This is a genomic window from Nitrospirota bacterium, assembly GCA_015233895.1.
In the GTDB taxonomy this organism is placed as follows: Bacteria; Nitrospirota; Thermodesulfovibrionia; order Thermodesulfovibrionales; family Magnetobacteriaceae; genus Magnetomonas.
In genome coordinates this window covers 398,157-421,533 of record JADFXG010000001.1, presented here as the reverse complement: position 1 = coordinate 421,533, position 23,377 = coordinate 398,157, and the positions used below count along the sequence as shown (strand labels likewise).

Annotated in this window: 22 protein-coding genes and 1 tRNA gene; 14 read left to right on the top strand and 9 right to left on the bottom strand. The window is 41.3% G+C overall.

Annotated features, from left to right (window positions below):
• Window positions 1–116: 116 nt before the first annotated feature.
• The 3 genes from HQK88_01850 to HQK88_01840 form a co-directional block, all read right to left on the bottom strand.
• Complete coding sequence (locus HQK88_01850) at window positions 117–461, bottom strand: DUF86 domain-containing protein (GenBank protein ID MBF0615540.1); 345 nt, start codon at window positions 459–461, stop codon at window positions 117–119.
• Window positions 454–738 carry a nucleotidyltransferase family protein gene (locus HQK88_01845; protein MBF0615539.1) on the bottom strand — a complete coding sequence of 95 codons (285 nt, stop codon included), beginning with the start codon at window positions 736–738 and terminating at the stop codon, window positions 454–456. Before HQK88_01845 ends, HQK88_01850 begins: the two co-directional genes overlap by 8 nt.
• 327 nt (window positions 739–1,065) lie before the next feature.
• Window positions 1,066–1,140 (bottom strand) — tRNA-Pro (locus tag HQK88_01840).
• Window positions 1,141–1,207: 67 nt separating this feature from the next.
• Here HQK88_01840 and HQK88_01835 point away from each other — a divergent pair.
• On the top strand, window positions 1,208–2,068 hold the full coding sequence (locus HQK88_01835; GenBank protein ID MBF0615538.1) for a hypothetical protein: 861 nt from the start codon (window positions 1,208–1,210) through the stop codon (window positions 2,066–2,068).
• Window positions 2,069–2,086: 18 nt separating this feature from the next.
• Window positions 2,087–4,261, top strand: coding sequence for a type II secretion system secretin GspD (gene gspD / locus HQK88_01830; GenBank protein ID MBF0615537.1), 2,175 nt, complete (start codon window positions 2,087–2,089; stop codon window positions 4,259–4,261).
• Between the two features lie 124 nt (window positions 4,262–4,385).
• On the opposite strand, the gene HQK88_01825 is transcribed toward gspD, so the two are convergent.
• Window positions 4,386–4,721: a hypothetical protein gene (locus HQK88_01825; protein MBF0615536.1), complete on the bottom strand. Its 336-nt coding sequence runs from the start codon at window positions 4,719–4,721 to the stop codon at window positions 4,386–4,388.
• Between the two features lie 164 nt (window positions 4,722–4,885).
• Between HQK88_01825 and gspE the strand changes: the two genes are divergently transcribed.
• The 5 genes from gspE to HQK88_01800 all read left to right on the top strand — a co-directional run bounded on the left by gspE (window position 4,886) and on the right by HQK88_01800 (window position 9,903).
• Window positions 4,886–6,400, top strand: coding sequence for a type II secretion system ATPase GspE (gene gspE, locus HQK88_01820; GenBank protein ID MBF0615535.1), 1,515 nt, complete (start codon window positions 4,886–4,888; stop codon window positions 6,398–6,400).
• Complete coding sequence (locus tag HQK88_01815; protein ID MBF0615534.1) at window positions 6,387–7,553, top strand: type II secretion system F family protein; 1,167 nt, start codon at window positions 6,387–6,389, stop codon at window positions 7,551–7,553. The genes gspE and HQK88_01815 overlap by 14 nt, the downstream gene beginning before the upstream one ends.
• 410 nt (window positions 7,554–7,963) lie before the next feature.
• Window positions 7,964–8,221, top strand: coding sequence for a hypothetical protein (locus HQK88_01810; protein MBF0615533.1), 258 nt, complete (start codon window positions 7,964–7,966; stop codon window positions 8,219–8,221).
• Between the two features lie 8 nt (window positions 8,222–8,229).
• Window positions 8,230–8,829 carry a zeta toxin family protein gene (locus HQK88_01805; protein MBF0615532.1) on the top strand — a complete coding sequence of 200 codons (600 nt, stop codon included), beginning with the start codon at window positions 8,230–8,232 and terminating at the stop codon, window positions 8,827–8,829.
• Between the two features lie 186 nt (window positions 8,830–9,015).
• Window positions 9,016–9,903: a DUF2726 domain-containing protein gene (locus tag HQK88_01800; protein ID MBF0615531.1), complete on the top strand. Its 888-nt coding sequence runs from the start codon at window positions 9,016–9,018 to the stop codon at window positions 9,901–9,903.
• On the opposite strand, the gene HQK88_01795 is transcribed toward HQK88_01800, so the two are convergent.
• The 4 genes from HQK88_01795 to scpB form a co-directional block, all read right to left on the bottom strand.
• Window positions 9,877–10,740, bottom strand: a complete 864-nt coding sequence (locus HQK88_01795; GenBank protein ID MBF0615530.1) for a hypothetical protein — start codon at window positions 10,738–10,740, stop codon at window positions 9,877–9,879. The two genes, HQK88_01800 and HQK88_01795, sit on opposite strands and share 27 nt — an antisense overlap.
• A 16-nt stretch (window positions 10,741–10,756) precedes the next feature.
• Window positions 10,757–11,260, bottom strand: a complete 504-nt coding sequence (locus tag HQK88_01790) for a hypothetical protein (protein ID MBF0615529.1) — start codon at window positions 11,258–11,260, stop codon at window positions 10,757–10,759.
• Complete coding sequence (locus tag HQK88_01785) at window positions 11,253–13,775, bottom strand: leucine--tRNA ligase (GenBank protein MBF0615528.1); 2,523 nt, start codon at window positions 13,773–13,775, stop codon at window positions 11,253–11,255. The genes HQK88_01790 and HQK88_01785 overlap by 8 nt, the downstream gene beginning before the upstream one ends.
• Window positions 13,776–14,210: 435 nt before the next feature.
• Window positions 14,211–14,735, bottom strand: coding sequence for an SMC-Scp complex subunit ScpB (scpB, locus tag HQK88_01780; protein ID MBF0615527.1), 525 nt, complete (start codon window positions 14,733–14,735; stop codon window positions 14,211–14,213).
• Between the two features lie 101 nt (window positions 14,736–14,836).
• Between scpB and HQK88_01775 the strand changes: the two genes are divergently transcribed.
• The 3 genes from HQK88_01775 to HQK88_01765 are packed head-to-tail and all read left to right on the top strand — an operon-like array spanning window position 14,837 to window position 18,106.
• Window positions 14,837–15,799 carry an NAD(P)-dependent oxidoreductase gene (locus HQK88_01775; GenBank protein ID MBF0615526.1) on the top strand — a complete coding sequence of 321 codons (963 nt, stop codon included), beginning with the start codon at window positions 14,837–14,839 and terminating at the stop codon, window positions 15,797–15,799.
• A complete protein-coding gene (locus HQK88_01770; GenBank protein MBF0615525.1) occupies window positions 15,790–16,995 on the top strand; it encodes an aminotransferase class I/II-fold pyridoxal phosphate-dependent enzyme in 1,206 nt (401 codons plus the stop codon). The genes HQK88_01775 and HQK88_01770 overlap by 10 nt, the downstream gene beginning before the upstream one ends.
• Window positions 16,982–18,106: a hypothetical protein gene (locus tag HQK88_01765; protein MBF0615524.1), complete on the top strand. Its 1,125-nt coding sequence runs from the start codon at window positions 16,982–16,984 to the stop codon at window positions 18,104–18,106. The genes HQK88_01770 and HQK88_01765 overlap by 14 nt, the downstream gene beginning before the upstream one ends.
• A gap of 110 nt (window positions 18,107–18,216) precedes the next feature.
• Here HQK88_01765 and HQK88_01760 read toward each other — a convergent pair whose 3' ends face one another.
• On the bottom strand, window positions 18,217–20,082 hold the full coding sequence (locus HQK88_01760; protein MBF0615523.1) for a GAF domain-containing protein: 1,866 nt from the start codon (window positions 20,080–20,082) through the stop codon (window positions 18,217–18,219).
• A 556-nt stretch (window positions 20,083–20,638) separates the two neighbouring features.
• Here HQK88_01760 and HQK88_01755 point away from each other — a divergent pair.
• The 4 genes from HQK88_01755 to queC all read left to right on the top strand — a co-directional run bounded on the left by HQK88_01755 (window position 20,639) and on the right by queC (window position 23,350).
• Window positions 20,639–21,271 (top strand): hypothetical protein, encoded by a 633-nt coding sequence (locus tag HQK88_01755; GenBank protein MBF0615522.1) that lies wholly within the window; start codon window positions 20,639–20,641, stop codon window positions 21,269–21,271.
• A gap of 282 nt (window positions 21,272–21,553) precedes the next feature.
• Window positions 21,554–22,090 (top strand): CDP-diacylglycerol--glycerol-3-phosphate 3-phosphatidyltransferase, encoded by a 537-nt coding sequence (gene pgsA, locus HQK88_01750; protein ID MBF0615521.1) that lies wholly within the window; start codon window positions 21,554–21,556, stop codon window positions 22,088–22,090.
• On the top strand, window positions 22,087–22,698 hold the full coding sequence (gene plsY / locus HQK88_01745; GenBank protein MBF0615520.1) for a glycerol-3-phosphate 1-O-acyltransferase PlsY: 612 nt from the start codon (window positions 22,087–22,089) through the stop codon (window positions 22,696–22,698). Before pgsA ends, plsY begins: the two co-directional genes overlap by 4 nt.
• Window positions 22,622–23,350: a 7-cyano-7-deazaguanine synthase QueC gene (gene queC, locus HQK88_01740; GenBank protein MBF0615519.1), complete on the top strand. Its 729-nt coding sequence runs from the start codon at window positions 22,622–22,624 to the stop codon at window positions 23,348–23,350. The genes plsY and queC overlap by 77 nt, the downstream gene beginning before the upstream one ends.
• Window positions 23,351–23,377: the final 27 nt, after the last annotated feature.

Genomic DNA, 23,377 nt, shown 5'->3' with positions numbered 1-23,377 from the left:
TCAATTTGCAAAATAGAAACTTTTGCAGCATTTTTGCGGCACCAGAATTTACGTTTATTTCTTTCTCATGTTGCTCTTTGAATTCACAACCCTTGTTATATTTCCTGCGAATATGTTTACTTATGTTCATTATCTAAAATACTCATAATATCGTTTTGAAGCGCAGGAAGTTTATCTTTGATAATCTCCCACATAATATCATAATCTATTCCAAAATACTCGTGGGCAAGTATATTTCTGAAGTCAGTTATTTTACGCCATGAAATGAATGGGTATTTCTCAATTATGTCTGATGGAACTTTGCTTGCTGCCTCTCCTATTATCTCAAAATTTCTAATTATGGCGTCTATACGCATTTCATCCTGTAAAAGATTTTCATAAGAAATATCTCCGGCATATTTTATAATTTTTTTGCTTGCCATAAGTATATCTTCAAGGTATAGCCAATAATTTCTATGCATAAGTTATTTCACTTAAGATACTTTCTTTAAATTGTGGCCGTAGCGCATAAACCGTTACTAAATCCACCTTTCTGCCGAAAAGGTCTTCAAGGAAAAATTTGAGTTCCATAAAGTTGTCAAAGTTTTTTGCCCCTTCGTTAAAATCAACAAGAATATCTATATCACTAAACTCTCTTTCCTCCCCACGGGAAAAGGAGCCAAAGATGCCGATTTTCCTGACACCATATTTTTGATTTATTGTTTGTTCATGTTTTTTTAATATTTCAATAGCACTCATTACTCATCACCTTATTTTTTGATATTATATTCTAATTGTTATTTTGTCAGGGGTATTTGTTTTATAATTCAACTTCCTATAAACGATGATATGCACACTTGAACCTTCCTTTAATTATAACACATCCTCCAATTTCATCGTTAATGTTTTTGGTTCATTAAACCAAACATCACGTGTGTTGCTAACTTTATTGTAAGTTACGGTTATTTTATCTGGAATTAACCTGAAACCAATAGGGCTTATAGGTACTCTGTTTTTCAACGAGCAAATTTGCGGTATATATTTATTTTACGTAGCGCGCCAGTATATTAACCTTAAGAAAAAAAGTCGGGGCGAGAGGATTCGAACCTCCGGCCCCCTGCTCCCAAGGCAGGTGCGCTAACCAGACTGCGCTACGCCCCGACATAGACTTTATAATTTAATCCTTTCTATGTTAAAATGTCAATCACGGTTTTTGTATAATTTTGATATGCTAAAGAAATATCTGTCCATTTTATCAAGAGGGAATGTCTCTGGCCTTACTGCCGTTTTAGGCGGTATAGTGCTTATTGTCTCTGCACTCATAATTGTAAGAGACGCTGTTACCTTTGCCTCTAAAAACCATGAGCCGCCTCCTATCAACATTAACTCAGCAGAAAAAACCGCACCAAAGGAATTAGCAGGGTTTGCTCCGATTGTTGAAAAAAACGCATTTGGCCTCAGAGATTTAAAATTCACACCGATTGTACCGGTTAAGGGAACAAAAACCACAGCTAATATTTCTAAATATAAACTTATGGGAGTTATATCCGGTGACAAAGGAACAGGGTATGCCATATTTGAAGACGGAGGCGGTAAGCAGGAGATTTTCAGAACCGGCCAGCGTGTTTTTGACGGCCCTGTCCTTAAAGAGGTCTTAGCAAAGGGGGTTGTTTTTTCAGACGGCACCTCAATTTCCCTCTCTGAAATGCCGTCACCTAAAACTAAAGAAACCCAAATCGGCACAAATGCCTTAGGAAAAAAAATAGACTCATCCAACTACGTACTGGATGACAAAAAGGTTCAACAAGCACTCGAAAACCCGAAACAACTTATGACTGAGGCACGGCTGCAGCCAAATCTGGTGAACGGCAAACAGGCAGGGTTCATTCTGAAAGAAGTTAAACCGGGCGGGATTTACGACACCCTCGGCATAAAAAATGATGATGTCCTGTTAAAGATTAACAGTTACGATATTACAGATCCGGAGGCTGCTCTTCAGGCTTTCACGGCGCTTAGAGGCGTAAGTGAAATCCACCTTGATATTATTCGTGGTGGAAATAAAATGACCCTTAACTACAACATTATGTGATGATGAGGTTTTGATACTATGACAAAAAGACTGTTTATAAAATTAGTACCCGTTGTTTTTATACTGACTTTTACTCTACAGGCATGGGCTGAGGAGGAAAGGATAACTTTCAACTTTGTCGGGGCCGATTTACCTGCTATAGCAAAGTTTGTAAGCGATTTAACCGGTAAAAATATTATTTTTGACGACCAGTTTAAGGGCAAAATCACAATAATTGCCCCGGCTCCCATTTATAAGTCAGAGGCGTTTAAACTGTTTACTTCTGTGCTGGAACTAAAAGGTTTTACAGTAATTTCTGCTGGTTCAAACACCTATAAAATCATCACAACCGCTGAGGCTAAACAAAAAGGAGTTGATCTTACTTCTGATAAAATTTTAAATGAAAACTACATTGCACGGCTTATTCAGTTAGAGCATATATCGTCTGATGATGCTGTTAAACTGCTTAAACCGATTATGACAAAAGATGGTTTTGTCTCGGAGTTTTCACCCAGGAATATGATCCTTGTTATGGATTCCGGCTCAAATCTTGAAAAAATTCTTAAAATAATCAAAACCATAGACAGACCGTCTCAAGAGGATGTGCCAGATATAATATATCTTAAAAACGCCAATGCAGAAAACCTTGCCAAGACCATCAATGATGGGTTAAAGCGCGGACAAACACGTCCTGCGGTTGCAAAAAAGGGAGAATTTGAAGAGGCATATGTTGTGGCTGACCATAGACTCAATGCAATAGTAGTGTTTGGCGCTAAGAGTGACAGAACACCGATTAAGAAGCTTATCGGGCTCCTGGATGTACCGTCTCCTGAGGCTAACGGCGGTATAAATGTGTATTTTCTTGAACATGCCAATGCCGAGGAGCTTTCAAAAGTGTTGGATAATCTCATAAAAAAAGCTCAGCAGCAGCCTCAGGATAAAGCCGTACAAAGGCCACAAACCGCTGCCTTTAACTCTTCTGCGGATATTTCCGTAACACCGGATGTTGCCACCAACTCATTGGTCATCATGGCCTCCTCCTCGGACTACAAAAACATAGTTGAGGTCATAAGAAAGCTTGACAGGAGACGCAAGCAGGTTTACGTAGAGGCACTGATTATAGAGGTATCAACGAGTAAATTAGCCGATCTTGGCATGAATTGGCGCGGACTTGGCGCTCAGGGCAGCACCATGCTCATAGGCGGTGTGGGCTCTATCACTACCTCTGCGTTGCAAAACGTCATAACAGGGTTAAGCGGCTTTAGTATAGGCGGTCTTGGTAAGTTTGTTGATGTCCCTTACTCAGTAACAAACGCAGACGGTTCTGTGACATCCTCCACGTTGTCGGTGCCGGGGTTTGCCGCTTTGTTTAACATAAGCGATTTCAAGGACGTTATCAATGTCCTTTCCACCCCCCAGATTCTGACCTCTGACAACAAAGAGGCTGAGATTATGGTTGGCGAAAATGTACCGTTTGTTGCTAAAAGAGAATCTGATCCAACCAGAACTGCCTCGGTATTTAACAGCATAGAGAGAAAAGACGTTGGTATTTCTCTTAAGATAACGCCACACATTACTGAGGGAGATGTAATCAAGCTTGAAGTCTATCAGGAAATATCAGCAGTGTTAGCCGAAACTAATGCAGATATAACAATAAGCCTGGGTCCGACCACTTCAAAGCGTTCCACAAAGACTACAATTTTTGCCAAAGACAACGAGACAATTGTGATAGGCGGCCTCTTGCAGGAGCGTGAAGAAAACAGTGTACACAAGGTGCCTGTTTTAGGTGATATTCCTGTTCTTGGCCTGTTATTTAAACAAAAAGAAACTACAAAAGCAAAGATAAATCTCATGGTCTTTCTTACTCCCCACATTGTGGATACACATGATAACGCTGCCACTATTACAAACACAAAAGGTGCAAGTGTGGTTGACGATTACACATCCGGGAAAACAAAGACCACTGAGAGGGTTATTGTCAGGTTCAAAGACTCTGTCAACAAAGAACAATCTCTTAAAATAATTGATGATTATAAAGCACGTCTTATAAGCGAATTCTCAACTCCAAATCTGTTTTTAATAGAATTGCCTAAGGGGAAAACAGTCTCAGTAGCTAAATCGGATTTAGAGCTGATGTCTGAGGTTAAGTATGTTGAAAAAGAGTATTTTATGGAACGAGTTAAAGAGGAAAAAAATAACGATAAAAATGAGTGATACCAAGCTGCATCCTACCGCCTGCAACTCTGGTATCACTCTTATCGAATCCTAAATATTAATTCTAACCAATAATACACAGGGCTCTGAGTCAACTACCACAGCACACTACTGCTACTCAACGCTAGTGCCTGTCGCGATGCTCATCATTATGCTTTAGCCTGCTAATGTCATTGTCCAATTTATCAAGGTCATGATTTATTCGCTCTTTTTCATGAGGAGTAAGTTTTCCATCTGCTTTCATGCGATCAATTTCATCAATAACCCTGTCAAATTCTTTATGGAGCCTTTTTGCTTCTTGCTCTGAGAGAGATCTGTCTTTAATCCCGTTTTCAATCCTTTCCTTTGCATGCTTAACCCTTTTGTGTATTCCTCCGTGCCAATCCTCTTCAGCATAGGCAACCGCAACCAAACCAAGCATTACTACAACTAACATCACCGCTAATGCCGCTTTCTTCATATATACCCCTCCTTGTGTATTAAGCTACCACCATTCTATGATGCCGGTGGTTTTCTGATGTAACATCACAAACATAATACCACAAAGCCATAGATTAAATGAAACCTCCCCAGCACTCTTGACTTTCCTTTACCATCAACCGTTACAATATGAGCATAAAAAAAATGATAACACCGGATACGACAGAGGAAACCGCCTTTGATTTAAGCCTCATAAAACACATACCCCTTACGTTTGCCAAAACCAACATGGTTTTGCCTGTGAGGAGAGATGCCTCTGTGCTTGAGGGCTATGTCAGCGATATGCAGGGAGCATTTGCGCTTAGTGAGATAGCAGCGTCCTTAGCCCTTAAACCTAAGCCAATCCTGATAGACCGGGAAAAACTGCTTGCTCTGATAAACCGCATATACGCCATGGCAGGGAGTGCTGCCGAGGTAATGGATAACATGAGTGAGGGAGATTTTGACACTGTGGCTACCGAGTTTGAATCTCCTAAAGACATCATGGAACTAACCGGGGATGCCCCTATAATCAGACTCCTAAATGCTCTCCTTCAGCAGGCGGTTAAGGAAAACGCCTCGGATATTCACATCGAGCCGTACGAAAACGATCTGCAGGTACGGATGCGTATTGACGGGATTTTAAGAAAAATCCTGACGCCTCCAAAAATAATCCAGGATGCTCTCATTAGCAGAGTCAAAATAATGGCCAACATGGACATTGCCCAAAGGAGACTTCCTCAAGACGGCAGAATCCGGCTTCTTATCAGCGGAAAAGATATAGACGTTCGGGTGTCCATAATTCCATCGGTGTTTGGAGAGCGTGCGGTGCTGAGAATTCTGGACAGAAAGCAGGGCCTTATGGGGCTTAGCGCTCTGGGATTTGATGACGTTACAAAGGGCAAGCTGGAAACTCTCCTAAGTCGCCCTCACGGGATTTTTCTTGTTACAGGTCCCACCGGAAGCGGAAAAACCACAACCCTCTATGCCGCATTAAATCATATCTACTCCGAAGAGAAAAACATCATAACGATTGAAGACCCCGTAGAGTATCAGATAAGGGGGATAGCTCAGATAGGAGTAAATACGCGTATCGGGTTAACCTTTGCAAGTGGCCTTCGCTCTGTGCTGAGACACGATCCGGACGTTATAATGGTGGGTGAGATTCGTGACTTCGATACGGCAGAGATTGCGGTTCAGGCCTCCCTGACCGGACATCTTGTGCTTAGCACCCTGCACACAAACGATGCCGTCTCCTCAGTTACCAGACTTATTGACATGGGGGTGGAGCCGTTTCTGATAGCGTCGTCGCTGTGTGGGGTTGTTGCCGAGAGGCTTATCAGAGTTGTCTGCTCTGAGTGTAAAGAGCAATATGAACCCACTGAGCTTGAGAGAAGTTATTTTAGTTTTCCGGTAGAGACGCTTTTCAGAGGAAAAGGATGCCCGCGCTGTAATAATACCGGTTACTTTGGAAGAATTGGGATATTTGAGCTTTTTGCTATAGAGCCGGGCGTGCTACCGCTTATAAATTCAAACACCGATTCCACGGCAATTAAGAATTATGCGATAGAACATGGAATGAAAACACTGCGACAGGATGGCCTTATTAAGGCGGCAACCGGACAGACCTCTTTACAAGAGGTGCTCAGAGTGACTCAAAAAGACGATGCCGGTATTTAAGTACAGGGGGTATAACTCAGAGGGCAGGCGGCACTCCGGCACACTTGAGGCAGATAGTGTAAGTGAAGCTCTAAAACTTCTTAAGTTAAAAGACATTTATCCGGAGATGATTATACATGAAAACAAGACAGGATTCACGTTTTCTGTTACGAGTGATGCCGGAGCTTTAAAGACATTAACCGCACATTTGGCAGTGTTAGTCTCATCGGGGGTAGCAATTGTAGATGCTGTGGATACTCTTTCAGAAAGACGGGGGGGAAAGCTCCGGTCAATGCTTGTGTCAATTAAGGAACGTCTGCGGGCAGGTGCCAGTCTTTCGCGCGCTATGGAGGATTACCCCAAATTTTTCCCTGATTTCTATATAAGCATGATAAACGCGGGCGAAACCGGCGGCTGCCTGGACAGTGTGCTTAATGAATTGGCCGATTTTCTTGAAAGCCGTGACGAAATGGACTCCGCCGTTAAATCAGCCGCTATATACCCTGCCATAATGCTAACGGTGGGCACTTTGGTGTTAACCTTTGTATTTGTCTTTGTGGTGCCAAAACTGGTTAAGATATTTGAGGACTCAGATAAGGCGCTTCCTCTTGCCACTGTAATTTTAATAACTATGAGCAATTTCTTAAAGAATTACCTCTGGGCATTAATTGTGGGTATTATATGTTTAACGTATTTCATAAAGCGTTACATTAAAAGCCATGCTTTAAGGGTGGGAGAAATACTTACAAAAATACCGGTTTTGAATTCACTTTACGTATCGAGGTTTTTAAAAACAACCGGATCACTGCTTAAAAACGGGGTTCCGATGTTAAAGACGTTGAGGCTCTCGTCAAAAACCGTAGGGAATGCCTTTTACGAAAAGCAGATTCTTGAAGCTGAGAGGGCAGTTTCCGAGGGACTTTCACTATCTTTGGCACTATCGGATTTTCCACCAATTGTGAAAGAAATCATATCAACCGGTGAGCGCACTGGGGCGCTTTCAGAGATGCTCCTAAAGACGTCCCTTACGTATGAAAAGGAGTTCAAGGCAGGCACAAAGCGTGCGCTTTCTGCCCTTGAGCCTATAATTGTGCTGCTTATGGGCTTCATTGTTGGCTTTATCGTGTTTGCAGTTCTATTGCCGGTGTTTGAGCTTAATCAATTGATTAAATGATGGACTTTTTTTGTTAATCTACTTTTTTGACGGCAACTTGAGACCGTTGCATAATTCGATATTTTGAATTTTCACAATAAAAAAACTCTTATAGCGATATGCATAATTACGTTAATTATTTTTAAAGGCTGAGATTGCCACGTCGCTATCGCTCCTCGCAATGACGAATAAAAAACACAGTAAAAACTATTATTTATCGTCATTGCGAGCCCCCGCAGGGGGCGTGGCAATCTCATCCTTTTAAATAATCAATATGAATATCTTTTTGAATTTTGGTATATTTACAATTGTGTTTTTTGTAAAGTTTTGGCTGAAAAATGATTTTTGCAACGGTCTCAAATTGGTATAAATAGCGATACCACAAGCAGCATTCAATTGCAGAAAACTACAAAACATGCTATAGTATTTATATGACGATTGCAAAATCAACAAACAAAGTTAAACGCTTTGTAAAATTCGCGGAGAAACGCACACCCTCCCGTGATGACGACAGCGTTTTCGATAATGCTGATGCTTTGATTGAGCTTGCGCAAAAATCGTTTACAGAAGCAGCAAAGAAGGCTGCTGCCAAACATGACGCTCTCGGTATTCCTACTCACTACTCTGTGGGCGGCAAACTTGAAGTCTATACGCCGCCTTGTAATAAAACAACCCGCTCGCAGCGATAATCTATATCGTGTTAAAATGGATGTGGATTATAGCCGGACCAAACGGGGCTGGAAAATCCAGTTTTGCCGGAGAATATCTTGTAAACCTCGGGTACAAGAATCTTGTAAAATTGAATGCAGATGAACGTACGATTGAGTTGCGTAAGAAATTTCCTGAGGCGTTACAAGATGAACTCAACTTGAAGGCTGCAATTGAAATTGATAAGGAAGTGGAGGACTGCATCAAATCCCGTGTCAGTTTTGTTGTTGAGACAGTACTAACATCCCCAAAGTACCGGGATGATGTTCTGGCTGCGAAAGAAAATGGTTTTAAGATTGGCCTGATTTACATTTCACTTTATCCGCCTGAACTATCGCCACAACGCGTTAGTGAACGCGTGGCAATGGGTGGGCATAATGTCAATACTGAAAAAGCAATACAGCGGCATCACAAGTCCCATGAACAATTACGCTGGTTTGCTCCGCAAGCCGATGTCTTCATGGCTTTCGATAATAGCTTAAAATACCGCCCTGTTTTGCTGGCCTCCCGCGCAAACAATGAGCCGCTAAAATACCATGCTTTCGGTATAAACCCCGCCGTTGACCACGCCCTTGCTTTAGTGTCTTGAGAAAAGCCCTGTAAAAACTTTACCCAGAATGTGCAGTATTATCCATAAGTATTATATATTATTAGTATGAGGATACAAAGGGAGGCTACGCCTATGATTTTCAAGCCAAACATAGCCATAAGTTTTCCACCATCCAGCATCATTTAACTGGCGGGATGAGGAACTTATCAGCCAGTAGGGAAAAATGTGACGTTAAAAAGACTTGTTAATTACTCTGAGGAAAAGACTCTCAGCGAACTCGAAAGGGTTTCTGATCGGCACGGGTTAAAGGTTTACACTAAAGTCCGAGTGGTCGATGTTTTGCCTATCGAAAATAGCGGCATTTCGGACAAACAATACAGTTACGCTCTTCGTGCACACTTTGATTTTGTCGTTGTAAATAGTGATTTCAAGCCGGTTTTCGTTGTTGAATTTGATGGCCCATCTCATAGCATCAGCCAACAAGTACAAAAAGATTGCTATAAAAATGAGCTCTGCAAACGGTTTGATTGCCCCATTTTACGGATAGGTCTAAATTATGTTTCCAAAAAATATAGTGATATGACTATCCTTTCCTGGATTATTGATGTTTATCTCATCCAGATAGCCTTTTACGATGCCCAGGAAAAAGGGTATATTCCATACGATGAACTTTTCGATCCATTCTTAATTTTAGCAAACGCAACCTTTCCTGAAAAGGAATTTCCTTATTTTCTGTCTCGTGACGTTAGAATAAACCTCCAGCGCTTACACAAAGCGAATAAAATAAAATACCCTGTTTCATTTGGCTTTATAGGAGTTGATAAGAATAATGTAATGAGAGGTATCGAGTATATCCAGATAAACGATCGTGAAGGTGTATCTGTAACCACAGCGATGCGCCCACAAGGTTTCCCAGTCCGTTTTTCTGATTTATTGGATGAGCTCCTATCCATTTTTCTTTATGAAAAACTCGAAAGTGTTCTAAAAGGCGAAGCATCCCCCAAAAGGGTGGAGGAAATTAATCAAGAACTTCTCCAGTATGAACGTGATTATAGGCTACTTCGAGCCCATAGTTGTGGACAGGTTTCACTTTCTTTTGCAGGCTTTGCTTAACTCTGTGACAAACAATTCATGCGGATAATCGGGATTAAGACGCATGGCGATATGCAGCATAAGGTGTGTTTTAAAAGCCTCCGGAGGAGTATTTCCCTTTGATAAACCATAATTTACGGCTCCGTGGAATTTGTCATCAAAGGCATCTGCCATTCCCTCAATCATAGACAACGCCCCTGCCGTGTCACCTTTTGTAATCATCCCGACAAAACCAAAAATGTTGAAGTCTTTGCTGCCAAAACAAGTTTCATACGTATCGGAAAGTGTGATCTTTTTGCTGCCCAGAAGACTTAGTTTTTCAAGCTCGTTACTAAATAGCTCAAGGTCATCGCCATAGATTTCCTTTAGAAACTTCGCTGCTTCCGTCTCCAGCACGATTCCTCTCCGGTCACACTCGCCCATTAACCAGTCGTTTAGGGCATATCTCCCGCCGAGGGTCAGATCAATCAGCTTAAACTTACAGGCAAGCTTCATTGTCTCCTCTTTTTTACTGCCACCACGCGGCAGTGCATAAAAAAGGAACAGCGCTGAGCCCTCTGATGGCTTTGACACATATCTGTTGAGGTTCTCCAGTTCTTTTACTTTAAGTTTCTGTACATTTCTGATTGCTGCCATAGTTTTGGATGAAAACATCGGCATCACACACAGGCTATCTGCTATAGTTTGTATTAAAAGTGGATGCTCTGTGTCAAGGGTGTCATAAACGTCCATGGAAAACACATCGTCCCTGATAACAGAAATAGCTTGTTTTTCAAAAAAAGGATCCTCATACCGAACCACATACACAGGCTCCGGGAATCCTTTCTGTTTTTCCTCCTGAAGTGTTTTTAAGCTCATTGCTAAGTGTTAGTCCTCACTTTGACATCATAAGCTCAAAAACCAACGAGGCGGCAAGCCGTTTTATTGCCCCTGCCGCAGCCACTTCTTTTGACGCTACTATATCATTTACTGTATCAGGTGCGCTGACAGACTCATAAAACGGTGATTTCACTCCTTTAAGCTCTCTCTTTTTCCCGTCAATGCTCTTTAAGACAAAATCCCCGCTCATGGTTATGTTGTAATCAGTGGCAAAGCCCACCTTTTCAGCAGCAATCGTTAACTGAAACGAGTTAATTTCCCCCTCTATCGTGTTCTCTGCTGAGTCAGTTACAGTGATGCCTCTTTTTAAAAACTCTTCAGCCAAAGCCGTATAAAACATATCTTCAAGTTTAGGCTCTGGTGTGGTGTTTTTAATTCTCCCAATTTTTACCGTGGTAAACGGTAACGAGTCTTTGCCTATTACCCTGTAACCGCACCCAGCTAACAGGCTTAAGCAAACCAATAGTGCAAGTGTTATTTTTATATGTGATTTAAACATTCTCTAATACAATGTTTACAAGTCTGCCCCTGATGACATGCAGTTGCTTTATTTTTTTACCCGTAACGGAGTCTTGTATTTTTTCATGGCTAAGGGCGGCCTCTTTTACTGCATTATCATCGGAATCGGCAGGTATCATCATCTTTGCCCTGACCTTGCCGTTAATCTGAACCACCAGCTCAATTTCCTCTTCTTTAGCTGCAATTTCATCATAGGCCGGCCATTGCGCTAAAAATATTGACCTCCCATCACCTATTAGTGCCCACAACTCCTCACACAGATGCGGCGCAAACGGACTAAGCAGCAGCGTCAGGGATTTAAAGGCAAACTTAAGGGAGGCGTAATCTGCCATATCCGCGGGTTTAAATGCCGATATTTCGTTAAGAAGCTCCATCAGGGACGCAATAGCCGTGTTAAAGTGGTAATCACGCTCAATTGAGCCTGTCACTTTTTTTATTGTCTGATGGGTTTTTCTTACTAATTTACCGCTTAATTTTTCTGGGTTTATGTTAATAGTTTTTATTTTATCAGCATAACTATATAACAGATTCCAAAGCCTGTTAAGAAATCTGTAGGCGCCCTCAACTCCCTGAGCCGACCACTCAATGTCTTTTTCCGGAGGTGCTGCAAACAGTGAAAACACCCGTGCCGTATCGGCGCCGTACCTGCCGGTTATCTCATCCGGAGTCACCAGATTTTTCTTTGACTTGGACATTTTCTCAGTTCGGCCACGTATCACAGCGTTTTTGCAATGAATGCAGTTTCCGTTTTGGGTTTCATCGGGAAAAAGCCAGCCATGCTCGTTACACTTCAGGGTTTCCTTACAGACCATTCCCTGAGTAAGGAGATTTTTAAAAGGTTCATCAAAACTCACAATGCCTATGTCTCTCAGAACACGGCTAAAAAATCTTGAATACAGCAGATGAAGCACGGCATGCTCAACACCTCCAATGTACTGATCTACCGGCATAAACAAGTCTATATTGTTCTTATCCAGGGGTGCAGCATCTTTTTCCGAACAGTACCGTACAAAGTACCACGAGGAATCCACAAACGTATCCATAGTGTCGGTCTCACGCCGTGCAGCTGATCCGCAAGTGGGACACGTTGCATTTATAAAACCGGAAACCCCGGAAAGCGGTGAGCCTCCCATTCCTTTAAGTGTGACGTTATCAGGCAGTATTACCGGAAGATCCTCATCCTTTACCGGCACCACACCGCAGTTTTTACAGTAAACAACCGGTATAGGAGTTCCCCAGTACCGCTGCCGGGATATGCCCCAGTCTCTTAGCTTGTAGTTGGTTACGACTCTGCCCATAGAGGTACTCTCTATATGCTGGCCAATTTGCTCAATTGCAGTTTTATTATGAAGCCCACTGAATTGCCCTGAGTTTATAAGATACCCCTCATCCTCGTATGCCTCGGTAAGCTCAGTTGATGGGGCGGCATTTTTCTCACGCACAATAACCTCTCTTACTGGTAACCCGTATTTCTTTGCAAAATCGTAATCCCTCTGGTCATGTGCCGGTACCGACATTATGGCGCCTGTGCCATAATCCATTAGAACAAAATTAGCGGCATAAATTGGAATTTTTTCGTTATTTATCGGATTAATTGCGTACTTACCGGTAAAAACCCCTCGCTTTTCCTCTTCATTACCATAAAATGATTTCACATCATTAAGGGCATTCTTATCGTCCATTATGATGTCGGCTATGGGATGAATCGGAGCAACGCAGACAAATGTTGCGCCAAAGAGGGTATCCGGGCGTGTGGTGAATATTTTTATCTTTAAATCAGATCCGTCTATCGGGAAATCCATCTCAACGCCACGGCTTTTCCCTATCCAGTTCCTCTGCATGGCTACCACATGCTGAGGCCAGCCGTTTAGCGTATCACAGGCAGCCAGTAACTCCTCGGCATAAGCCGTGATTTTAAAAAACCACTGCTCAAGTTCCTTTTGCTCTACCACCGTATCGCATCTCCAGCACCGGGTGTCAATCACCTGTTCGTTTGCAAGCACCGTGGCACAGTGACTGCACCAGTTGACAAAGGAGTTTTTCTTATAGGCAAGTCCGCGTTTAAGCATCTGGATAAAGAACCACTGGTTCCACTTATAATACTCCGGGCTGCAGGTGGTGACCTCTCTGTCCCAGTCGTAGCTGCATCCGATTTTATTAATCTGAGCTTTCATGTACTCAATGTTTTCAAATGTCCACTTAGATGGATGTGTGCCGCTGTTTATGGCAGCGTTTTCGGCAGGCAGACCAAAAGCATCCCATCCCATCGGATGAAGCACATTATACCCGCGCATTCGCTTATAGCGTGTGATGACATCGCCGATTACGTAATTTCTGATGTGACCCATGTGGATTTTACCGGATGGATAGGGAAACATCTCAAGGCAGTAAAATTTTGGCTTGCTGCTTTTGGATACAGTCTTATTGAGCCCTGTCTCCTGCCAAAATCTTTGCCATTTTGACTCTATTTTTAAAGCATTATATTTTTCGTCCAAAAGAGTAACCTCCCAAAAACAATTTCATAGCCTGCGTGTATATACTAAACTAACCGCCATACCTATGTAAACATTCTCCCGAAATCCGATATAGGAAATGTAGTTCTCCGATAATTGGTAAATATTTATTTACTAACTCTCTTAGCCTTAAACCGTTGTTGAATTCTGCCATCAGCGCCAACTCTCCATGCACTGTTAAATTTTCATGGGTCCTCCCAAATTTGAACTGAAATAATCTTTCGTGTATCATAATATTAGCCCCGCTGATTTTTTTGTTAACCTTGCAAGTAGATATTTTATATCTTCTGAATACATTGAAGCACGAGGGCTTTTAACTTTTTTTCACACCTCTATAACGGATTTAGGGGTTAAGGTTTAAATCGTTGATGGCCTTGAGTAAATGTTGAGATTTAGCCAGTTACATACACAATTGCATTACACATCTTTAGTGAATTCCTTAAGTGTTGGCAAATCTGCTATGTTTTTAAGGCCAAAGTACTGAAGGAACTCCCTTGTGGTACCAAAAAGAAGGGGCTTTCCGGGTGCATCTTTGCGGCCTGTGATTTTTACTAAATTTCTTTCAAGTAAAATCTTAAGAGTCCAGTCGGAACCCACCCCTCGTATTTCCTCAATCTCAACTCTTGTAATGGGCTGTTTGTATGCCACAATGGAAAGCGTTTCAAGGGCAGCAATGGAGAGTTTCCCCATAGATTTATTTTTTTTTAGCACCTTTGCCCACTGCGCATAAGCAGGATTTGTTGTCATTTGATAGCCGCCGGCTATCTCTGCTACCAGTATCCCGCCATTTCTGTCCTTATAGGCATTTATAAGGGTTGTCAAGGAGGATAATATCTCAGCATCCGTTAAATTGGTATGTCTTTTTATATCATCAATAGACAGAGGGTCTCCGGCTATAAATAACAGAGCTTCGATTATTGCTGTTTGTTCGGCCTTTTCCACGCTGAATGTATCCCTTTATATTAAACCAAAAATAATATTTTCATAGTATAAACAAAAACACAAGAAAAAAGACTCTGAAATCGTATATAATTGTAATAATTATGAAAGCACTCGTAACCGGAGCAACTGGTTTTATAGGAAGCCACCTTGTTGAGGAATTGGTGAGGCAGAGGTACAATGTCACATGTCTTGTCAGAGGCGACTCTAATTTGAAGTGGATTGAGAATCATCCGGTTAAAAAGATGCTGGGTGACTGTTTGCAACAGGAGATTCTGCCCAAAATTACTGAGGAGTTTGATTATGTGTTTCACCTTGCGGGGCTTACAAAGGCTGCAAACATAGGGGATTTCTATTCTACAAACGTAACCGGCACGGATAATCTGATTAAAAATGTGATCCGGTATAATAAAAACGTAAAAAGATTTGTCTATATCAGCAGTCTTGCAGTTGGAGGGCCGTCTTTGAATGGCGTGCCGCTTTGTCCCTGTTCACCTCCTAATCCTGTCTCCGAATACGGCAGAAGTAAGCTTCAGGGTGAGGAGGCTGTCATAAGGCAAAGTGATGAGATTCCGGTTACCATAATAAGACCGCCTGCGGTTTATGGCCCCAGAGACAAGGACTTCTATATGTTGTTTAAGATGGTTAAAAGCGGATATCTGCCCTTTTGGGGTACATCCTTCTATTCCTTTATCTATGTGGAGGATCTGGCAAGAGGCATCGCAAACTCGGTAAAGACCGAAAACACTGTCGGGAAAACATACTATCTTACCGATACTGAAACGTATTCTAACGAGTTTCTTGCCGATACAATAGCCACTGAGCTTAACTGCAAATACATTAAACTCAGAATTCCGCAAGGTGCAATTCCTTTCATTGCCAAAATAATACAAAAACTGACAAAATCAAGCATAATAAACCCTGACAAGATGGCTGAACTTAAACACACACACTGGACATGCAATTGCGAAGATGCGGTGAATGATTTTTCATTTAAACCGGAGATAACTCTGAGAGAGGGAATTAAGTGGACGGCAAACTGGTACAAAATACACAAATGGCTATAGAAAACTCAAAATCAATATTTGATAAGTGCTATAAGTTTACCAGAGCAAAAGATGTTATGGCGCTGGGGCTTTATCCGTATTTCAGAATGATAGAGAGTGCTCAGGACCCTATGGTGACAATAAACGGGCGGCAGGTTGTCATGGCAGGCTCAAATAACTATCTGGGGCTTACCAGTCATCCTAAGGTAAAAGAAGCGGCTATAGAGGCAACCAGGCTATACGGTACAGGTTGTGCCGGTTCCAGATTTTTAAATGGCACTCTGGATATACACGTTGCTTTGGAAAATAAGTTGGCTAAATTTATGAAGACAGAGGCGGCTCTGATTTTTACAACAGGTTTTCAGGTAAACCTTGGCGTTATTTCAGCCCTTGTCGGAAAAGATGATACCGCTGTCCTGGATAAGATGAACCATGCAAGTATAATAGACGGTTGCAGGCTTTCCTACGGAGAGGTTAAAAAGTTTCGCCATAACAACATGGAGGACTATGAACGAGTGCTAAAAGAGGTCTCAGAGAGTGGTAGAAGCACTCTTACTGTGGTGGATGGCGTTTTTAGCATGGAGGGTGACATTGTAAACCTGCCCGGCCTTGTAACTGTGGCCAAAAAGTACAATTCCAAAGTAATGGTGGATGACGCTCATGGAATAGGAGTGCTGGGCCGTACTGGACGGGGAACGGCGGAGCACTTTGGTTTAGAGAGCGAGGTGGATCTCATCATGGGTACTTACAGCAAATCACTGGCCTCTGTAGGCGGCTTTATAGCCGGCAAAGAGGATATAATACATTACATAAAACACTGTGCGAGGTCCTTAATGTTCAGTGCTAGCCCAACTCCGGCAGCAACAGCCACAGTAAGCGCAGCGCTGGATATTATAGAGAGTGAACCGGAGCGAATGGAAAATCTGTGGAAAAACACAAGAAAGATGATGGAGGGGTTTAAGTCAATGGGGTTTAAAATAGGCCACACACAGACTCCCATTGTGCCTGTAATCGTTGGAGAGGATGAACTGGCTTATAAGATGTGCAAGATGCTACATGATGAGGGGGTATTTGTAAATGTGGCAGTCTCCCCTGCTGTCTCCCCCGGAATGTCACTTGTCAGAACTAGTTATATGGCAACACACACCGATGAACACCTTGATATTATTCTGAGCGCTTTTCAAAAAACAGGCAGGGCATTTGGTGTTATCAAATAATACAATACAGATACAAGAGGTAACGGATAAACGGCAGCTGGTGGATTTTATTAAATTTCCACTTACGCTCCACAAAGATGACCCTTTTTTTACCCCGGAACTGACCCATGACCTCAAAGAGCATTTTTCGGCAGAGAAAAACCCCTTCTTTAAACACGCCGATGTTAAGTATTTTCTTGCCCTTAGGGACAATACTTATGTTGGCCGCATAGCCTCAATAGTAAACCGGAGGCATCTGGAGTTTCATAACGATGGTGTTGGATTTTTTGGGTTTTATGACTCAATAGATGATAAATCTGTTACCACTGCACTGCTTGATACTGTTGCGGTTCAGCTGAAATCGCACGGGCTCTCTGTAATGCGAGGCCCTATGAATTTCTCAACAAATGAGGAGTGTGGCTTTGTTATCAAGGGGTTTGAGTATCCTCCGGTTTTGATGACTCCGCACAATCCGCCTTACTACATTGAGCTTATGGAATCTAACGGAATGAGTAAATCTAAGGACCTCTATGCCTACATAACGGATATACCGGAGGCGCTGCCTGAAAAAGTGGAGCGAGTGGCACAGATAGCTGAAAAAAGCGGCGTCTATGTTACAAAGGTAGATAAGCGACACTTTTATGAGGAGCTTGCTAAATTCAAAGAGGTGTACAACAGCGCCTGGGAGAAAAACTGGGGATTCATCCCCCTTACGGATGATGAACTTTTGTACCTTGGTAAACGGCTTAAACAGGTGGTTGAGCCGGATACGGCTTTAGTAGCTTCAAAAAACGGTGAGCCGATAGGTTTTTTAGGCCTCATTCCTGATTTTAATATAGTTTTAAGAAAAATGAAGGGGAAACTTAACCCTCTGACAATAGCCAAAGCACTGTATTACTCACGCAAGGTAAAAGGGACAAGACTCTTGCTTTTGGGTATCAAGGCCGGGTACAGAAACCGGGGAGTTGACGCGTTGCTTTTCAGGGAGGGATTTAAGGGATGCCGCAAACACGGATTTACATCCGTTGAATTTTCATGGATTTTAGAAGATAACCTGCCGGTTCAGATGCTGGTTAAAATGATTGGCGGCTCGCTATACAAAACGTTCAGGATTTTTGAAAAACCGATATAGTGGGGTTTACTAAATGCCTACGCATCAGGAGTTTTACAGTGTTAGTTTTGGGTTTTATGACTCCATGCCGTTTTTATCAATAGCCATTATGCCCTCTTGTGCAAGTTCCACTAACAGACGGTATTTTTTTCACTTTCCTTAAGTGAGCGCTCCAAAATCATCATCTGTCCAATCTTATCCTCTACGGCTTTACGCTCAATTACGCTGGCCAATATGTCAGCAACAGACGTTAAAAAAGTTTCCTCCGGCTTGTCATATTGATGTCCGGCTTTTACATATATATTTATAACTCCTAAAACTTTTGTATTTGATTTTATGGGAATACAATAGTGTCCGTGATTATCTATACCTTTAAGTACAATGTCATGGTCTTCATCCAGCGAGGATTTAAATATCGTTTTACCAGTCTTAGCAACAGTTCCGCATAAACACCTGCCCAGAGGGAGGCTGGTGCAAGTGCTGAATACATTTAAAGGCATTTGTCTGTGGGCTTTCATTACAAGCATTTCAGGGTTGCCCTCAATTATAAATATACATCCCATTGATGATGTTGCAGAAATCCACGATACGTTACTGAGTATATCAAGCACTTTCTGTAGTTTTTCATTTAATGGAATCAGTTCAAGTGATACGTTTAATATCAGATTCATAACATTTTGGGTCAAAGCACTGTCATGTATCTTTTGCTCAGATCTCTTTCTGACTATTATTCCAGCTATAGTGTTTGCTACTGTTTTTAAAAAGACCTCTTCATTGTGATTTCTTATATGGCCATGATTTAAATAAACAGTTAGTATTCCAACAAGTTTTTCGTCCAGTATAACAGGGACACAATAGTGGCCGTGAGGTTCCATGTTTTTGTACCTGATGGTGTGCCTCTCATCTGTAGAATCTGATGAAAACACTACGTCTTTCATAGAGGCAGACAATCCACAAAGACATTTACCAGGGGAAACAGAGGCACATGCCGATAAATGCGCATCACTTAAATTATGATATGCTGCAATTCTGAGATCATCGTACTTTTCGTCATAAAGGAATATACACCCTTTTTTTTGTAAAGACAACCACGGAACTGACATTAAGATTTCTAAAATCTCTTCAAGCTGCTTTCTCAGAGAAACAGACAATAGTGATACACGAAGTATTGAATTTAAAACTTCATGTACTCTCGCGTTTTGGCTTATATCCTCTTGCCGCAGACGTAATTCCTGTATTGTCTCTTGCAGCTTCTGTTTTGTTTCATAATTAAATATTTTAAGTACCCCAATCATAGAAAAAGCAATCACAAAAGCAGTAATTGCCCTGAATACCTGAACAGGAATACCTGTAAAAGATAAGAAAGTATCAGTATTAATGATATTAGCAGGGAAAAAATCGCTTTTGGGAACAATAAATCCAGCTAAAAAACCATAGAGTATAAAAAATGTTATAGTAATTAAAAAATATTTTCTAACGTTTAATTTTTCTATTAATTCTGTTTCTTTACAGTATAATCTCAACCCGATTGCAGTTAAAAAAGAACCCGATACCGCTAAAAAATATCTTGATAGTGTCCCAACTGTATTTATTGGCGATTCTGAATTAAACGAGACAATAAAGATAAATGTTAAAAGCACCGGCACTAACCACCACGTTAAATATTGAGAAATTTTTCTTACAGATTCATCCTCGCATATTCTCAAAGTTTTCCTGCCAAACTCAAATAGAAAACAAAATGATGAAATTAAAAACAAAAGTGATGCGATCTTTAGCACTTTGTAAGAAGTGTGTGTTAATAACAACATATCAAGCCACTCATTTGTACCATGAAGCACGGCAAATAAGGACAATAGCCAGATGACTTTTGCCAGTTTAAATTGTCCGTCACTTTTTTGCCGTAACAATAAGGCAACACCCATAAAAACAAAAGAAAATCCATACACAAGAAACACGAAGTCCATATTATTTCTAAAAAACAGCTCTAACGATTCCATGTTTACTCCTGTTTGCTCGTTACGCTTCTGCCCAAAAACATCCCTCACCTATGTATCTTAATTATACAAAAATTACTAAAAAAATATCAAAATAAAAGTCATAGCTCGTGTTGGATTTTTTGGATTTTATGACTCTACAGCTGATAAGTTCGTTGCCAAAGCGCTATTTTGATGCTGTGGCAGGGAGGATCAAATTAACCAGTCTCCTGCAGAATTTTTGAAAAAGCTATATAGTGGGAGTACTTAGAGGTATATTCTGTAGTACCGCAAGCAAGATTACTCCAGATTAGAAGGCTTCCATATTACTGCAACTTTCTCAAAATTGCTCTTACAGGAGAGCCATCGCTACTCATTTTTTTTCTAATGTAAAAAGGCGGATCCCCCCTCCACACCACCATATCCGTACTAAGGGTTAATGTTACATCAATCCATGGATTTATCGACACAGGTTACCTCCCGATTTTTTTAATCATAATAGTGCTGTAAATATGGTATATTATAGACTATAAGTGTAAAATTGTGAGCGTAAATAATATAGAAAAAAGATGGTTTAATAGTGAATATATCAAAACTTAAGCAGGCTGAGCAGGATTTTTTTGATATCTATCCAGATGGATTTTCAAACCCCATTATGCAACAAATTGCAAAAAAACATAAACCTGTACAAATGACAGAACTTGCATCCAAACTTTTTGATAAAGCAAATTTTGAAAATCCACTTGATATTGTTAGCGCAATGATCCAGGTAGTTACTCGTTCCTCGCTTATTTCAATATTTGAAAAGCCTAAATTTCGAGATTCTGCAAAAATCTTACCCTCATATATGCAGGAGCAAATGGCTAATGCCTTGTATAAATTTCTCTACTCCAATCAAGATTCAGGTTTTGAACTGCTTGTTAAAGCATTAAAAAATATAAAACTGGCTACGTGGTCTTTGGTGACCGTATGCCCTTTCTATGTATTTCCTAAAACGGAAGTATTCATGAAGCCTACTACAGTTAAGGGTGTTATTGAGTTTTTTGAATTGGAAGGGTTTGAGTATAAACCTAACCCAACATATCAATTCTACAAAAAATACCGGGATGCCATAAATGAGATGAAAGAACATGTTGATCCTTCACTTGCTCCGGATAATGGATACTTTTCCGGCTTTTTAATGATGGCTATGGAACATAAAGGAGACCATTAAAGCTGACTGGTGAGTCCAACCTTTTATTACATAAGTTTTTAATGATGTGCCGGATGATTTGTAAAAGAAGGTTCTATGCATATTTATTAAAAAGATGAATGTACTTAAAGTCAGTAAAATTGGCATGATTTTTGTCGTCATTTATAAAAAAAATTATGCTTTCTATTGCTTATGTTGACAGATTTTTGTTATAAAACACTCTGACTGCTCATCAATATGTTAAACTATTTAGTGGATGTCTGCAGAGAAAAAGATAAAACGTAAATGGCACATGAAATCGAAATGAAAACAATACGTCTTAATGCTCCAACAGTGTTGACGTTAAGCAGGATTTTGTTGATTCCCGTGTTTTTGTACGTAACTCCGACTCAGCCGTTAGCTGGGGCTGCGGTGTTTGGACTGGCAGCAATTACGGATTTTCTGGACGGTTATCTGGCAAGGCGTTCCGGGCAGGTTACAACGTTTGGGATAATTATGGACCCGATAGCAGATAAGTTTTTAGTCATAGCGGCTCTTATCCTTCTTGTTGATATGGGGTATCTGTCAATATGGCCTGCTGTGATAATAATTGTCAGGGAGTTTCTTGTTACTACTCTCAGAGTCGTAGCCCTCACTAAGGATATTGTTATAAAGGCAGAACTGGGAGGCAAACTTAAGACAGCAACCCAGATAGCCGGAATACTATGTATGATAGTGGAGGGCAATCTCTTTACCGGATTTAACTTCTACACCACAGGGCTTATGTTTATCTGGATTTCTGTGTTTCTTGCCGTTGTCTCAGGTGTACAATATACGGTGGTGTTTTGGAGAAAAATATGATAGTTTTGCTGCTCATACTTTCTTTTCTTTTAGGCTCAGTTCCCTTTGGGGTGCTGATAGCCAAAACCAAAGGTGTGGATTTGACAAAAACAGGAAGCTGTAACATTGGCGCCACAAACGTACTGAGATCAGTTGGAAAACTGCCAGCCCTCTTTACTCTCCTTGGGGATACACTTAAGGGCGCTGTTGCCATATTAATAGGCAAACTAACCGGACAGAGCGAAATTGCCGTAGGCCTTATGGGCATTTTTGCCGTATTAGGCCATGATTTTTCAATATTTATGAAATTTAAGGGCGGCAAGGGGGTTGCAACAAGCATTGGAACAGTTTTGTTTTTTATGCCCTATGCCGGTGTGGTTGTAATACTGGCGTGGCTTATAACAGCAGTGCTTACACGGTACTCTTCTTTGTCGGCACTGGTTGCCTTTACAGTGCTCCCGTTTGCATCTGTTTTTATATATGGCCAGACGTTTGATAAATTTAACTTCAGCCTGATACTGGCCCTTCTGATTTTTTATAAACACAAGGTAAATGTCCGGAAGCTACTCAGTGGCGAGGAACCTAAAATCGGAAAAAAGAGCTGTGAAAAAAGCGATACTCCTACTTAGCGGCGGGGTGGATTCCTCTACAACCCTTGCTGTTGCACTCTCTGAGGGGTATGACGTACATGCACTGTCGTTTGATTACGGGCAAAGACACAAGATTGAGTTGCAATTTTCAAGCCGCATAGCTGAACTCTTTAATGTAAAAAAACACACTGTTTTGAGTTTTAATTTAAGAGCAATCGGAGGCTCAGCTCTTACCTCTGACATTGCAGTTCCTAAGGGCGTACCTCAGGATACCTCCGAGTCCATACCGGTAACATACGTACCGGCAAGAAACACGATTTTTCTTTCCTTTGCCCTTTCCTTAGCTGAAGCTGCCGGGGCAGAAGATATCTTTATTGGAGCCAATGCAGTTGACTATAGCGGTTATCCTGACTGCCGCCCGGAGTATCTCAGGGCTTTTGAGGCTATGGCAAATCTGGCAACAAAGGCCGGAGTTGAGCATACCTCGGAGTTTAAAATCCATGCGCCGCTACTGTACATGTCTAAGGCAGAAATTATAACGCTTGGCGTCTCCCTTGGAGTTGACTTTGCTTTAACTTTGAGTTGCTATGATCCAGGCCCCACAGGTACTCCTTGTGGAGAGTGCCAAAGCTGCTTAATAAGAGAGAGGGGTTTTAAAGAGGCCGCAATTGCCGATCCGCAATTGATATAAGGGAGAAACTTCACATGGATAGCGTGG

Excerpts from the sequence above, each read along its gene's own strand:
- HQK88_01845 (MBF0615539.1), bottom strand. The coding sequence starts at position 738 with ATGAGTGCTATTGAAATATTAAAAAAACATGAACAAACAATAAATCAA.
- HQK88_01825 (MBF0615536.1), bottom strand. The coding sequence starts at position 4,721 with ATGAAGAAAGCGGCATTAGCGGTGATGTTAGTTGTAGTAATGCTTGGT.
- pgsA (MBF0615521.1), top strand. The coding sequence starts at position 21,554 with ATGAAAACAATACGTCTTAATGCTCCAACAGTGTTGACGTTAAGCAGG.
- HQK88_01775 (MBF0615526.1), top strand. The coding sequence starts at position 14,837 with ATGAAAGCACTCGTAACCGGAGCAACTGGTTTTATAGGAAGCCACCTT.
- HQK88_01850 (MBF0615540.1), bottom strand. The coding sequence starts at position 461 with ATGCATAGAAATTATTGGCTATACCTTGAAGATATACTTATGGCAAGC.
- HQK88_01810 (MBF0615533.1), top strand. The coding sequence starts at position 7,964 with ATGACGATTGCAAAATCAACAAACAAAGTTAAACGCTTTGTAAAATTC.
- HQK88_01815 (MBF0615534.1), top strand. The coding sequence starts at position 6,387 with ATGCCGGTATTTAAGTACAGGGGGTATAACTCAGAGGGCAGGCGGCAC.
- gspD (MBF0615537.1), top strand. The coding sequence starts at position 2,087 with ATGACAAAAAGACTGTTTATAAAATTAGTACCCGTTGTTTTTATACTG.
- HQK88_01835 (MBF0615538.1), top strand. The coding sequence starts at position 1,208 with ATGCTAAAGAAATATCTGTCCATTTTATCAAGAGGGAATGTCTCTGGC.
- queC (MBF0615519.1), top strand. The coding sequence starts at position 22,622 with ATGTCCGGAAGCTACTCAGTGGCGAGGAACCTAAAATCGGAAAAAAGA.
- gspE (MBF0615535.1), top strand. The coding sequence starts at position 4,886 with ATGATAACACCGGATACGACAGAGGAAACCGCCTTTGATTTAAGCCTC.
- HQK88_01760 (MBF0615523.1), bottom strand. The coding sequence starts at position 20,082 with ATGGAATCGTTAGAGCTGTTTTTTAGAAATAATATGGACTTCGTGTTT.
- plsY (MBF0615520.1), top strand. The coding sequence starts at position 22,087 with ATGATAGTTTTGCTGCTCATACTTTCTTTTCTTTTAGGCTCAGTTCCC.
- HQK88_01795 (MBF0615530.1), bottom strand. The coding sequence starts at position 10,740 with ATGAGCTTAAAAACACTTCAGGAGGAAAAACAGAAAGGATTCCCGGAG.
- HQK88_01770 (MBF0615525.1), top strand. The coding sequence starts at position 15,790 with ATGGCTATAGAAAACTCAAAATCAATATTTGATAAGTGCTATAAGTTT.
- HQK88_01790 (MBF0615529.1), bottom strand. The coding sequence starts at position 11,260 with ATGTTTAAATCACATATAAAAATAACACTTGCACTATTGGTTTGCTTA.